14 protein-coding genes are annotated in these 13,397 nt (G+C 67.1%); all 14 read left to right on the top strand.

What is annotated here, in order from left to right:
* Positions 1–69: 69 nt before the first annotated feature.
* The 14 genes from LJE69_RS18485 to mltG all read left to right on the top strand — a co-directional run bounded on the left by LJE69_RS18485 (position 70) and on the right by mltG (position 13,393).
* Complete coding sequence (locus LJE69_RS18485) at positions 70–1,368, top strand: adenylosuccinate synthase (RefSeq protein ID WP_296927521.1); 1,299 nt, start codon at positions 70–72, stop codon at positions 1,366–1,368.
* 151 nt (positions 1,369–1,519) lie between these two features.
* The gene (locus LJE69_RS18480; protein WP_296927520.1) at positions 1,520–1,765 is read left to right on the top strand and encodes an OadG family transporter subunit; all 246 of its coding nucleotides are present in this window, start codon (positions 1,520–1,522) and stop codon (positions 1,763–1,765) included.
* A 60-nt stretch (positions 1,766–1,825) separates the two neighbouring features.
* Positions 1,826–3,652, top strand: coding sequence for a sodium-extruding oxaloacetate decarboxylase subunit alpha (gene oadA, locus LJE69_RS18475; RefSeq protein ID WP_296927519.1), 1,827 nt, complete (start codon positions 1,826–1,828; stop codon positions 3,650–3,652).
* 19 nt (positions 3,653–3,671) lie between these two features.
* The gene (locus tag LJE69_RS18470; RefSeq protein ID WP_296927518.1) at positions 3,672–4,805 is read left to right on the top strand and encodes a sodium ion-translocating decarboxylase subunit beta; all 1,134 of its coding nucleotides are present in this window, start codon (positions 3,672–3,674) and stop codon (positions 4,803–4,805) included.
* A gap of 358 nt (positions 4,806–5,163) precedes the next feature.
* Positions 5,164–5,592: a YceD family protein gene (locus LJE69_RS18465; RefSeq protein WP_296927517.1), complete on the top strand. Its 429-nt coding sequence runs from the start codon at positions 5,164–5,166 to the stop codon at positions 5,590–5,592.
* A 76-nt stretch (positions 5,593–5,668) separates the two neighbouring features.
* A complete protein-coding gene (rpmF, locus tag LJE69_RS18460; RefSeq protein WP_296927516.1) occupies positions 5,669–5,845 on the top strand; it encodes a 50S ribosomal protein L32 in 177 nt (58 codons plus the stop codon).
* 44 nt (positions 5,846–5,889) lie between these two features.
* The gene (gene plsX, locus LJE69_RS18455; protein ID WP_296927515.1) at positions 5,890–6,930 is read left to right on the top strand and encodes a phosphate acyltransferase PlsX; all 1,041 of its coding nucleotides are present in this window, start codon (positions 5,890–5,892) and stop codon (positions 6,928–6,930) included.
* On the top strand, positions 6,927–7,886 hold the full coding sequence (locus tag LJE69_RS18450) for a beta-ketoacyl-ACP synthase III (RefSeq protein WP_296927514.1): 960 nt from the start codon (positions 6,927–6,929) through the stop codon (positions 7,884–7,886). Before plsX ends, LJE69_RS18450 begins: the two co-directional genes overlap by 4 nt.
* 111 nt (positions 7,887–7,997) lie before the next feature.
* Entirely contained in the window at positions 7,998–8,945 is a 948-nt protein-coding gene (fabD, locus tag LJE69_RS18445; protein WP_296927513.1) for an ACP S-malonyltransferase, read from the top strand.
* Entirely contained in the window at positions 8,938–9,681 is a 744-nt protein-coding gene (gene fabG, locus LJE69_RS18440; protein ID WP_296927512.1) for a 3-oxoacyl-ACP reductase FabG, read from the top strand. The genes fabD and fabG overlap by 8 nt, the downstream gene beginning before the upstream one ends.
* 155 nt (positions 9,682–9,836) lie before the next feature.
* Entirely contained in the window at positions 9,837–10,073 is a 237-nt protein-coding gene (acpP, locus tag LJE69_RS18435) for an acyl carrier protein (protein ID WP_296927511.1), read from the top strand.
* 106 nt (positions 10,074–10,179) lie between these two features.
* A complete protein-coding gene (gene fabF, locus LJE69_RS18430; protein WP_296927510.1) occupies positions 10,180–11,418 on the top strand; it encodes a beta-ketoacyl-ACP synthase II in 1,239 nt (412 codons plus the stop codon).
* A 44-nt stretch (positions 11,419–11,462) separates the two neighbouring features.
* Complete coding sequence (gene pabC, locus LJE69_RS18425; protein ID WP_296927509.1) at positions 11,463–12,311, top strand: aminodeoxychorismate lyase; 849 nt, start codon at positions 11,463–11,465, stop codon at positions 12,309–12,311.
* Complete coding sequence (gene mltG / locus LJE69_RS18420) at positions 12,308–13,393, top strand: endolytic transglycosylase MltG (RefSeq protein WP_296927508.1); 1,086 nt, start codon at positions 12,308–12,310, stop codon at positions 13,391–13,393. The genes pabC and mltG overlap by 4 nt, the downstream gene beginning before the upstream one ends.
* The last annotated feature ends 4 nt before the right edge of the window (positions 13,394–13,397 follow it).

The following is a 13,397-nucleotide window of genomic DNA, read 5'->3' as shown; positions in this document are numbered from 1 at the left end:
GCGGCATGAACATCGTGTTAACGTGTCGCTCGATCATCGGGATCGGCGGCCAGCGGAGATAAGACCGACATGGGCAAGAGCGTTGTTGTCATCGGCACCCAGTGGGGCGACGAGGGCAAGGGCAAGATCGTCGACCTGCTGACGGAGCGGGCCGATGCGGTAGTGCGCTTTCAGGGCGGCCACAATGCGGGCCATACGCTGGTCATCGATGGGGAGCAGACCATACTGCACCTGATTCCGTCCGGCATCCTGCACGATGGCGTCGTCTGTCTCATCGGCAATGGTGTGGTGCTGTCACCCGAAGCGCTGTTGAGCGAGGCGGCGACGCTGGAGGAACGGGGTGTGCCGGTGCGCGAGCGCCTCGGCATCAGCCCTGCCTGTGCGCTGATCCTGCCCTATCACATCGCGCTCGATCAGGCCCGCGAGCTGGCCCGTGGCGCCAAGGCCATCGGCACCACCGGCCGCGGCATCGGTCCCGCCTACGAGGACAAGATTGCGCGGCGCGGCATTCGGCTCGGCGAGCTCATGGAGCCGGCGCACTTCGAGGAGCGGTTGCGCGAGGTGCTGGAGTACCACAACTTCGCGCTCCAGCATTACTTCAAGGCGCCGCCCGTGGACTTCTCCGAGGTGCTGGACAGTGCCCTGACCCACGGTGAGCAGATCGCACCGATGGTGGACGACGTGGCGGGCCGGCTCGCGCGCATGCGCGCCGACGGCGCCAACATGCTCTTCGAGGGCGCGCAGGGTGCGCTGCTGGACATCGACCACGGCACCTATCCGTACGTCACCTCGTCCACCACCACCGCCGGTGGTGCCGCGAGCGGCAGTGGCGTCGGCCCCCTTGATCTCGACTACGTCCTCGGCATCGTCAAGGCCTACACCACCCGTGTGGGGGGCGGGCCCTTCCCGACCGAGTTGTTCGACGACGACGGCGATCACCTCGGTGCCCAGGGCCATGAGTTCGGCGCCACCACCGGCCGCAAGCGCCGCTGCGGCTGGCTCGACATGGTGGCGCTCAAGCGCTCATTCATCATCAACAGCGTCTCCGGGCTGTGCATCACCAAGCTCGACGTGCTGGACGGCATGGAGACGCTGCGCATCTGCACCGCCTATGAGCTGGACGGCGAGCTGCTGGACGCCCCGCCGGTGGGGTCCGATGCGCTGGCGCGCTGCAAGCCCCACTTCATGGAGATGCCCGGCTGGCGCGAGTCCACCGTCGGCGCGGAGTCCCTGGATGCGCTGCCGGCTGCCGCGCGCGCCTACCTCGCCAAGATCGAGGAACTGGGCGGCGTGCCCATCGACATCGTCTCGACCGGCGCCGACCGCGCCCAGACGTTGGTGGTGCGCCACCCCTTCGACGCCACCTGATTCACCCCTGTCAGCACCGACGCCGCGAGCCGAGCCCCAAGGCTCAGACCCCAGCTCGACCCCCAGCTCGAGTTCAGGCCGGAGAGCCCGGGCTTGAGCCCGAGCAGGGGGCCGCGGCGCCCGTCCAACCCCAGCCGGGAATGCCCAATCCATGAGTGAAACGGCCCTGCTGCTGGAGAGCCTGCGCCTGTTGATGATCGGCATGGGTATCGTCTTCAGCTTCCTGCTGTTGCTGGTGGGCATGCTGCGGCTCATGTCCTGGGCGGCACTGCGCCTGGCGCCGGTGTCCGCGGCGCCTGCCCCGCAAACGTCCGCCGCCGCCGACGATCGGGTGGTGGCCGTCATCGCCGCCGCCGTCGCCCGCTATCGGGCAGGCCGAGGCCGTCCGCGGCACTGACGCGCGGCCTGCGCGTCCCGCACGCATGCAACGCTCTTCATTGTTTCAAGTGAGAGATCCATGACCGAGAAGACACCGTTAAGGATTACCGATGTCGTGCTGCGCGACGCCCATCAGTCCCTGCTGGCGACACGGATGCGCATCGAGGACATGCTGCCCATCGCCGAGAAGCTGGACCGGGTCGGTTACTGGTCCCTGGAGAGCTGGGGCGGCGCCACCTTCGATGCCTGCATCCGCTACCTCGGCGAGGACCCCTGGGAGCGGCTCCGCCAACTCCACGCGGCCATGCCCAACACGCCCCAACAGATGCTGCTGCGCGGGCAGAACCTGCTGGGCTACCGGCACTACGCCGACGACGTGGTGGACAAGTTCGTCGAGCGTGCGGCGGCCAACGGCATCGGCGTGTTCCGCATCTTCGACGCCATGAACGATCTCAGGAACCTGCAGCAGGCGGTGCGCGCGGCGCTGGCCACGGATGCGCATGCACAGGGCACCATGTCCTACACCGTGAGTCCAGTGCACGACGTGGACTATTGGGTGGATCTCGGCCGGCGCCTCGAGGACCTGGGCTGCCACTCCATCTGCATCAAGGACATGGCCGGGCTGTTGCGGCCGTACGTGGCCGAGGAACTCGTGACGCGCCTGAAGGCGAGCTGCACCATCCCCATCGCCATGCAGTGCCATGCGACCACCGGCATGAGCACCGCCACCTACGTCAAGGCGGCCGAGGCCGGCATCGACACGGTGGACACCGCCATTTCTTCGATGAGCATGACCTACGGCCATTCGCCGACGGAGTCCATGGTCGCCATCCTCGAGGGCACGCCGCGCGATACCGGGCTGGACCTGAAGCTCCTGGAGGAGATCGCCGCCTACTTCCGTCAGGTGCGAAAGAAGTACGCGCGCTTCGAGGGCTCGCTGCGTGGCGTCGACTCGCGCATCCTGGTGGCGCAAGTACCGGGCGGCATGCTCACGAACATGGAAAACCAACTGCGCGAGCAGGGCGCCACCGACCGGCTCGACGAGGTGCTGGAGGAGATCCCGCGGGTGCGCGAGGAGCTGGGCTACCTGCCCCTGGTGACACCCACCAGCCAGATCGTCGGCAGCCAGGCCGTGCTGAACGTGCTGATGGGCGAGCGCTATAAGTCCATCACCAACGAGACCGCCGGTGTGCTCAAAGGCGCCTACGGCGCCACGCCGGCGCCGGTGAGTCAAGAACTGCAGCAGCGCGTGCTCGGTGCCGGCGAGGCACCCATCACCTGCCGCCCGGCGGACGAGCTGGAACCGGAGCTGGATCGGCTGGCGGCGGAGCTCGACACCATCGCCGGGCAGCGCAAGCTGACACTGGCCGAGGATCATGTCGACGACGTGCTGATCTACGCCATGTTCCCGCAGGTGGGGCTCAAGTTCCTGGAGCACCGCGGCGATCCGTCGGCGTTCGAGCGGCCGCCCTGGGAGCTGGACGCCGAGGACAAGGCGAACGCCCAAGCGGCGGCTCAATCGAGAAACCAGTCGGCAAGCCAGTCGGGAACGGCCGCAGCAGCGACAGGTCCCGAGCGCTATCGGGTCGAGGTGGACGGACGCAGCTATGCGGTGACCGTGTCGCCCGAGGGCAGCATCGAGCACGTGGCCGCCGCGCCGGGCGCCGCCGTGGCGCCGACCCCGGCGGCCGCCGCGCACATGGTGGAGTCGCCGCTGGCCGGCAACATCGTGCGCGTCAACGTCAAGCCAGGCCAACGGGTGGGGGTCGGCGACGTGCTCCTGGTGCTGGAAGCGATGAAGATGGAGACGGAAGTGCGCGCCACCACCGGCGGCATCGTGGTGGAGATCCGGGTCAAGGACGGCGACGCCGTGGCCCTGGGTGCACCGCTGTTGTCACTGGCCTGACCCGGGAAAGAGCGCGCAGATGGACCAACTCTTGAAGCTCTGGCAGTCCATGGGCATCGCCAACATGGGCTGGGGTCAACTGTTGATGATGGCCGTCGGCTGCGGCCTCATCTACCTGGCCATCGCGAAGAAGTTCGAGCCGCTGCTGCTGGTGCCCATCGGCTTCGGGGCGCTGTTGAGCAACATCCCGGTGGCCGGCATCGGCGGCCACGACGGTTTGATTGGCATGATCTACACCGTCGGCATCGAGACCGGCATTTTTCCGCTGCTGATCTTCATGGGGGTCGGCGCGCTGACCGACTTCGGCGCGCTCATCGCGCGGCCGTCCACGCTGCTGCTCGGCGCGGCGGCGCAGTTCGGCATCTTCGGCACCTTGATCGGCGCGGCGCTGCTGAATTTCCTGCCCGGATTCGACTTCACCATCCAGGATGCCTCCGCCATCGCCATCATCGGTGGTGCGGACGGGCCGACGGCCATCTTCCTCGCTTCGCGGCTGGCGCCGGACCTGCTCGGTGCTATCGCGGTCGCGGCCTATTCGTACATGGCGCTGGTGCCCATCATCCAGCCGCCCATCATGCGTGCGCTGACCACGAAAGAGGAGCGTGCGGTGGTGATGCAGCAGATGCGCCCGGTGTCGCAGCTCGAGCGCATCCTGTTCCCGTTTGTGGTGCTGCTCTTGTGCGCCTTCCTGCTGCCGTCGGCGGCACCGCTGATCGGCATGCTGACCTTCGGCAACCTGCTGCGTGAGTGTGGTGTCGTCGAGCGCCTGAGCCGCGCGGCTCAGAACGAGATCATCAACATCGTTACCATCATGCTGGGGCTGGCGGTGGGCTCGAAGCTCTCCGCGGACCGGTTCCTGGCGCTGGATACCCTGGGCATCCTCGTCCTCGGCGCGCTGGCCTTTTGCATCGGCACCGCGGCGGGTGTGCTGATGGGCAAGGTCATGCACCGCGTCAGCGGCGGTAAGATCAATCCGCTGATCGGTGCCGCCGGCGTCTCGGCGGTTCCCATGGCGGCGCGTGTGGTGAACAAGGTTGGCCTCGAGGCGGACCACCACAACTTCCTGCTGATGCACGCGATGGGCCCAAATGTGGCCGGTGTCATCGGCTCGGCGGTCGCCGCGGGTGTCCTGCTGGCACTCACGGGTAGCTGACAGGACCATCACGGGCAGTGCCGCGAGGTCAACGATGGCGGGCCGGCCAATTGCGCCAGCCGAGTGCGACGCTCATTGCGCCGGCCTTGAGGAAGCGCCGATTGATCGGCGCTTTCCATGCCCGGCGGGATGCCCTGCCGTGTTCAATCGCCCGGCGATGAGCGGATCGAGAAGCTCGGAAATCGCCCGATCCTTGAACGGCACCGATCTTGTGCGTCCACCGTGGAAGCGTTATACTTGAATGCTTATGCGCGACGCGTTGCCAAAGTCCGTTGACCCACGTCGGCTGGCAGAGCTTGGTCGCGAACTCGCCGGCCATTTGCCGCTCGGACGTATGCCACGGCTGGCGGGGGTCGTCTTGGACGACCGCGAGAGCGCGGAGTCGGATTACGCCGCGTACGAGCTCAGCTTCCGACGCGATGCGAGTGGCCGGAATCTGATCCAGGGCCGGGTGAGCGCGACGTTGCGGCTGCGCTGCGAGCGCTGCAACGGCGTGCTGGAGTTACCCGTGTCCAGCAGCTTCACGCTGGCAGTGGTCGAGGGGCTGGACGAGGCGGCCCAGCTTCCGGAGGCGTACGAGCCGCTGCTGCCGGAAGAAGCGGATATCGACCCGGCGGAGCTGGTGGAGGACGAACTGCTGCTGGCGGTGCCGGCGGTGTCACGTCACGCCGCCGGCACCTGCGCGCCGCCACCCTTTGCCGCGCCGGCGGAAGACCTGCCGGACGACACGTCGCATCCACATGACAACCCATTCGCCGTGCTGGAGGGGCTGAAGCGCGGGCACTGACGCCTGGCGCACGGCGCCACCCTATATCAAGGGCAGCATTCGGCACATTAATCAAGGATATCGGAGAGAGCTCATCATGGCCGTTCAGCAGAACCGAAAGACCCCGTCGAAGCGCGGCATGCGCCGCTCCCACGACGCGCTCAGCAGACCGACCCTGTCGGAAGATGCCACCACCGGCGAGATCCATCGCCGGCACCACGTCACGCCCGATGGCTTCTACCGCGGCCGCAAGGTCGTGGACCGCTCCGAATAACACGCTTGCCGGCGCCGTCCGTTGCGAGCCCGCGGGAGCGGAACATGAGCCGACCTCCGACCATCGCGCTTGACGCCATGGGCGGGGATCACGGCGCCAGGGTCGTGATTCCTGCCGCCAGGGCCTTCCTGAGCAAGGTACAGAACATCAACCTGGTCCTGGTGGGGCAGCGGGAGGTCATCGAGCCGATGCTCGCCGCCGAGCCCCGCGTGGATGAGGACGCCCGCATCCGCATCTATCACGCCAGCCAGACAGTGGGCATGGATGAGCTGCCGTCCAAGGCGCTGCGCGGCAAGAAGGACTCCTCCATGCGCGTCGCCATCGACCTGGTCAAGGAAGGCGCGGCGGATGCCTGTGTCAGCGCCGGCAACACCGGTGCGCTCATGGCCACGGCGCGCTTCGTGCTGAAGACGCTGCCGAACGTGGACCGGCCTGCCATCATCAGCGCGATGCCGTCGGCGCGGGGCGGAACGCATATGCTGGACCTCGGGGCCAACGTGGATTGCAGCGCGGAGCACCTGTTCCAGTTCGCGGTCATGGGCAGCGAGCTGGTGAAGGCCGTGGAAGGCGTTGCGCGCCCCAGGGTGGGACTGCTGAACATCGGCCAGGAGGAGATCAAAGGCAACGACCAGGTGCGTCGTGCGCACGATCTCATCTCCGGCTCCGACCTCAATTATGTCGGCTACGTCGAGGGGGACGACATCTTCATGGGCGATGTGGATGTCGTGGTGGCCGACGGCTTCGTCGGCAATGTTGCGCTCAAGTCCAGCGAGGGCGTCGCGAAGCTCGTCGCCCACATGCTGGGCAAGCATTTCCGCAAGAACCTCTGGTCGCGGCTGTCGGCGCTGCTGGCGCTGCCGACGCTCCGGGCCTTCAAGGAAGAGGCGGACCCACGGCGCTACAACGGCGCCAGCCTGCTGGGTCTGCGTGGCATCGTGGTGAAGAGTCACGGCGGTGCGGATGCCACCGCGTTCGAGAATGCCATCCACATCGCGCGGCACGAGATCGAGGCCAAGGTCATCTCGCGCATCGAGCACGAGGTGGCGGCACATCTGGACACGGCACCGATGCGGGCGAGCGCATGACGACCTACGCACGCATCCTGGGCACCGGCGGGTATCTGCCGGAGAAGGTCCTGACCAACCAGGACATCGAGCGCATGGTGGACACCTCGGACGCGTGGATCCGGGAGCGCACGGGTATACACGAGCGGCGCATCGCCGCCGACGGCGAGACCTGCGGCGACCTGGCCGAACAGGCCGCGCGGCGCGCCATGGACGCCGCCGGTATCGCGCCGTCAGACATCGATCTGATCGTCGTTGCCACCACCACTGCGGATCAGATCTTCCCGAGCAACGCTTGTCTGCTTCAGCATCGGCTGGACATCCGCGGCTGCCCCGCTTTCGATGTCCAGGCGGTCTGCACCGGCTTCATTTACGCCCTCGGCGTCGCCGAAAAGTTCATCCGCACCGGTGCCGCCCGCCACGCGTTGGTGGTGGGCTCCGAGACAGTCTCGCGCATCATCGACTGGACCGACCGCGGCACATGCGTGCTGTTCGGTGACGGTGCCGGCGCCGTCGTGCTCGGTGCCGACAGCGAGCCAGGCATCGTCTCGACGCACCTGCACGCCGACGGCGCCTACCGCGAATTGCTGCAGGTGCCGGCCGGGATCGGCAACGGTTTCAACGGCTCGCCGTACATGGAGATGAAGGGCAACGAGGTGTTCCGGGTGGCGGTGACGACGCTCGGGCGCATCGTCGACGAGACCCTCGACGCGAACGGTATGACCCGCGCCGACATCGACTGGCTGGTGCCGCACCAGGCCAATCTTCGTATCATCCAGGCCACCGCCCGCAAGCTGGATCTGGCCATGGAGCAGGTGGTGGTGACCGTGGACCGGCATGGCAACACCTCGGCGGCCTCGGTGCCGCTCGCGTTCGACGAGGCGGTGCGTGACGGGCGCATCCAGCGCGGCCAGACGGTGCTGATGGAGGCCTTCGGCGGCGGCTTCACCTGGGGCTCGGTGCTGCTGCGTTACTGAGGCACCATCGCAATCCGGTACGGACCGGGCTGCCGTCTCGCCTGCCTGTCTACTGCCGGCTTATCGTCTGCTCATTGCCCGCACATCGCCCGCATATCTCCTGATCATCGAATGACCGAAACCAAGCTCGCCTTTCTCTTCCCCGGCCAGGGGTCACAGTCCGTCGGCATGCTGGCGGACCTCGCCGACGCCTACCCGCAGGTCCGCGAGACGTTCGCCGAGGCATCCGCCGTGCTCGGCCGGGACGTCTGGTCGCTGGCGGCCGAGGGGCCGGCCGAACGACTCGACCAGACCGAGAATACGCAGCCCGCGATGCTTGCCGCCGGGGTCGCCGTGTGGCGCTGCTGGCAGGCGCGCGGGGGCGCGACGCCCGCGGCCATGGCCGGTCACAGCCTCGGTGAGTACACGGCGCTGGTTTGTGCCGATGCGCTGGACTTTGCGGACGCCATTGGCCTGGTCGCTGAGCGTGCGCAGCTCATGCAGGCCGCGGTGCCGGCCGGCGAGGGGGCGATGGCGGCCATCCTCGGGCTCGATGACGCGCAAGTTGTCGAGGTCTGCGCTGAGCAAGCGCACGGCGAAGTGCTGGAGGCGGTCAACTTCAACGCACCCGGGCAGGTGGTGATCGCCGGCGGCAAGGCGGCGGTGGAGCGGGGTGTCGCCGCGGCGAAGGCCGCCGGCGCCAGGCGGGCGGTGGTGCTGCCGGTCAGCGTCCCGTCGCATTGTGCGCTGATGCGGGACAGCGGCGAACGGTTGGCGGAGCGTCTGGCAGCAACGAAGCTGCGTCTGCCCGCTGTACCGGTGCTGCACAATGTCTCCGTGGCGATCGCGGAAGATCCGGACACCCTGCGCGACCTGCTGGCGCAACAGCTCTACAGCCCGGTGCGCTGGGTCGAGACCATCCGTGCGCTGGCGGGCATGGGCATCACCACGGCGGTGGAGGCCGGTCCCGGCAAGGTGCTCGCAGGTCTTGGCAAGCGTATCGACAAGACCATCACGACCCTGCCGGTATTCGACCCGGCGGGGTTGGACCACGCTCTGGAGGTGATCGGGAATGCTTGACGGCGAAGTGGCATTGGTGACGGGCGCGAGCCGCGGCATCGGCCGGGCCATCGCGACGGCTCTGTTGGAGCAGGGCGCCGCCGTGGCGGGTACGGCGACGACGGCCGCGGGTGCCGCGCGTATCGGCGAGGAACTGGCGGGCGAAGGCCGACAGGTCATCGGGCTCGAGCTCAACGTGACCGATCCGGCCTCCATCGAGGCCACGCTCGCTGCCATCGAGGAAGCCTTCGGCGCCGCGCCCGGCATCCTGGTGAACAATGCCGGCATCACTCGCGACGGTCTCCTGCTGCGAATGCAGGAGGCGGACTGGGACGCCATCATCGCCACTAACCTGACCTCGGTGTATCGGCTCACGAAGGCTTGTCTCAGGCCAATGACCAAGGCACGAAAGGGCCGCATCATCAATATTTCGTCGGTGGTGGGCGCCACCGGTAACGCGGGCCAGGCCAATTACGCCGCCGCCAAGGCCGGCATGATCGGCTTCACCAAATCCCTGGCCCGGGAGGTGGGCGCGCGCGGCATCACCGCCAATTGCGTGGCCCCCGGGTTTATCGACACGGACATGACCCGCGGGCTGGGCGACGATCATCGACAAGCCCTGTTGGCGTCGATTCCGCTGAACCGGCTCGGCGCGCCGGAAGAAGTTGCCGCCGCAGTGGCCTTTCTCGCCTCGCCGGCAGCGAGCTACATCACCGGTGAGACGCTGCATGTCAACGGCGGCATGTACATGGCCTAGCGTGCCCGTGGTGTGCCGGGACGAAAGTAACGAGTTATCAGAACCTTAGTTGCGTTTTGTCAATAGGTTCCGAGCTTTCAACGGCACGCGTTTGTCACTAAAATACCGCCGGCGCACCGCGCCGCGGCCCATACACGTCAAGAGGGTTAAACAGCATGAGCAGCGTTCAAGAGCGAGTCACGAAGATCGTCGTCGAGCAACTCGGCGTCAAGGAAGAGGAGGTGACGCCGGAGTCTTCGTTCGTCGACGATCTCGGCGCCGATTCCTTGGACACGGTCGAGCTGGTGATGGCACTCGAAGAGGAGTTCGATACCGAGATTCCCGACGAGGATGCCGAGAACATCACCACGGTCAAGCAAGCAATCGACTACATCAATGAGCACCTGAACTGAGCCGCGTACCGCGCCCCGCGGTGGGGCGTCGCATCCGCGGCGCCACGGCATGATGGCGGGCGTCCGGCGGGCGCAGCCGCCTCAGCAGGTTGTCGAGAGGTGAAGCATGAGAGGTAGAAGGGTCGTCGTCACCGGTGTGGGCATCGTTGCGCCCGTCGGGCTCGACATCGCCTCCGCCTGGGAGAACATTCTGGCCGGGCGCAGCGGCATCCAGCCCATCACCCATTTCGACGTCGGACCCTTCAGTACCAGGTTCGGCGGTCCGATCTATGGCTTCGATGCCACCCAGTACGTCTCCAAGAAGGAGGCGCGCAAGATGGATGCCTTCATCCATTATGGCGTCGCGGCGGGTACCCAAGCCATCGAGGCGTCGGGGCTGCCCATTACCGAGGAAACCTCCAAGCGCATCGGCGTGGCGGTGGGCTCGGGCATCGGTGGCATCACGGGCATCGAAAACAACTACGCCGCCTACGTCGAAGGTGGTCCGCGCAAGATCTCGCCGTTCTTCGTACCGGCCAACATCGTCAACATGGTTGCCGGAGACCTGTCCATCAAGTATGGGCTGAAGGGGCCGAACTTCTCCATCGTGTCCGCGTGCAGCACGGCCACGCACAACATCGGTCAGGCGGCCTACATGATCCGCTATGGCATGGTCGATGCGATGGTGGCGGGCGGCGCTGAGATGGCGACATCGCCGGTGGGGCTCGGTGGCTTCGCGGCAGCCAGGGCGCTGTCGACGCGCAATGACGATCCCCAGCGGGCGAGCCGTCCCTTCGACAAGGAGCGCGATGGGTTCGTGCTCAGCGACGGCGCTGGCGTCATGGTGCTGGAGGAGTATGAGGCGGCCGTCAAGCGCGGTGCGCCGATTCTTGCCGAGGTCGTCGGCATCGGCATGAACTCCGATGCCTACCACATGACCGCACCGTCCGAGGACGGCGCTGGTGCCGCAGACTGCATGCGGCTGGCATTGGAAGACGCCGGTATCGATGCCGGGATCATCGACTACATCAATGCCCATGGCACCTCGACGCCAGCGGGTGACATCGCGGAGACCAAGGGTATCAAACTCGCCATGGGCGAGCACGCCTACAAGGTCGCCGTGAGCTCCACCAAGTCCATGACCGGGCACATGCTTGGTGCCGCCGGTGGCGCGGAGGCCATCTTCAGTGTGCTGGCCATTCGCGACCAGGTGGCGCCGCCCACCATCAACTACGAGACGCCGGACCCGGCGTGCGACCTGGACTACGTGCCGAATGAGGCGCGCCAGATGCGCATCGACTATGCGCTCAGCAACTCGTTCGGCTTCGGCGGTACCAACGGGACGCTGATCTTCAAGCGCATCTAGCGCGTCGTTCCCCGAGCATTGGGAGGCGCGTGAGGTAGAGGGACGTGGCCCGCGCTTCAGCACTGGTCGACGGCCGTGCCGCCGACCGTGTGGCCGTCACCGACCGTGGCTTGCACTACGGTGACGGCCTTTTCGAGACGATCGCGGTCCGGGGCCGGTGTCCCTGCCTGTGGCAACGGCACCTGGAGCGGCTCGCGCTGGGCTGCGAGCGTCTCGGCATCCCGGTGCCGGCGCCGGACACCCTCGTCGCCGAGGCGCGGCAGTTGCTCGACGGCGCCGACGCAGCCGACGGCGTACTCAAGCTCATCCTCACCCGTGGCAGCGGCGCGCGCGGCTACGCCGCGCCGCCGGCACCGCGACCGACACGCATTCTCTCCTTCCATCCGGGCCTACCCGAGCCGAGGCGGGGCACTGAAGCCATCATCCGGCTAACGCTGTGCGAAACCCCGCTTGGCGACAATGCACGACTTGCCGGCATCAAGCACCTGAACCGGCTGGAGCAGGTGCTGGCGCGCGCCGAGTGGTCGGATCCGCGCATCCTCGATGGCATCATGTCCGATGGGCGCGGGCACCCGGTCTGCGGCACCATGTCGAATATCTACGTCCTGGACGCGGCCGGCATCGCTACACCGCCCCTGACGCGGTGCGGCGTCGCCGGCACGGTTCGGGATGTGGTGCGGGACTGCGCAACGGCGCTCGGCATCCCGTTCCAGGAACGGCAGCTCGACCTGTCTGACCTGCATGCCGCCGACGGGCTCATGATGAGCAATGCGTTGCTGGGGCTGATGCCGGTGGGTTGGCTGTGCGAGCATCGCTATAGCGCCGGCACCGTGCCGGCGGCATTGATCGACCGGGTGCGGGCGACCGCGCTCGAACCGGAGACCCTTGCGTGAAGACCATCCTTTCGACCTTGCTGGTGCTCGCCATCGCCGGCGGTGCCGCCGCCTGGGGCGGTTGGGCGCTGTACCAGGACTTCCTTGCCACACCGGTGAAGCTGAACGCCGAGCAGGTGGTCTACAAGGTTCCCAACGGGGCCACCATCCGTGGTGTCGCGCACGATCTTGCCGACCGTGGCTGGATCAGGAGCCGGTTCCTGTTCACGATGCTTGCCTACGAGCACAACCAGCAGAACGCCCTGAAGTCCGGCGAGTACGCCATCGAGCCCGGCATGACGCCGCCGCAGGTGCTGGCGCGACTGACCAGCGGCAGGTCGATCCAGTTCCCGGTGACCATTGTGCCCGGCATGACCTTCCGCCAGGCGCTCGCGGCGGTCGATGATGCCGGTGTCTTCGAGATGGAGCTCAAGGGCTTGCCCAACGATGAGCTGGTCAAGCGGTTGGGGATCGAGTCGGAGCACCCGGAGGGCTGGCTCTATCCGGACACCTATCTGTTCCAGCGCGGTGCCACGGACGTGCAGATTCTGACCCGTGCGTATCGGCGCATGCGCGAGGTGCTGGATGAGGAATGGGGCGCGCGTGGCGGCGACCTAGCCGTCAAGACACCCTACGAGGCGCTGATCCTCGCCTCCATCGTCGAAAAGGAGACCGGCAAGGCCGACGAGCGCCCGCGCATCGCCGGCGTTTTCTCCCGCCGGCTCGAGCAGGGCATGAAGCTCCAGACCGACCCTACGGTGATTTACGGGCTGGGCGAGGACTTCGATGGCAACATCACCCGTGCGCACCTGCGTCGGGAGACGCCGTACAACACCTACGTGATCCCGGCGCTGCCACCGACCCCTATCGCCCTGCCGAGCCGGGAGGCCATCCATGCGGTGCTGCACCCGGCCGCGGGGGACGAGCTCTACTTCGTCGCCCGCGGCGACGGCAGCCACTACTTCTCTGCTACCCTGGAGGAGCACAATTGCGCCGTGAGGCATTTCCAGCTCAAGCAGCCCTGCGCAGAGCTGCGCCATGAAGAGACCGGCGGCGCCGATGCGCCTGCGGACAAGCCGGAGACGGCCGCGGCCGACATCTGAGCCG

Source organism: Thiohalocapsa sp. (assembly GCF_022340605.1).
In the GTDB taxonomy this organism is placed as follows: Bacteria; Pseudomonadota; Gammaproteobacteria; order Chromatiales; family Chromatiaceae; genus Thiohalocapsa.
The sequence above is the reverse complement of the archived record's forward strand: the minus strand, read 5'-3'. Positions and strand labels throughout refer to the sequence as shown.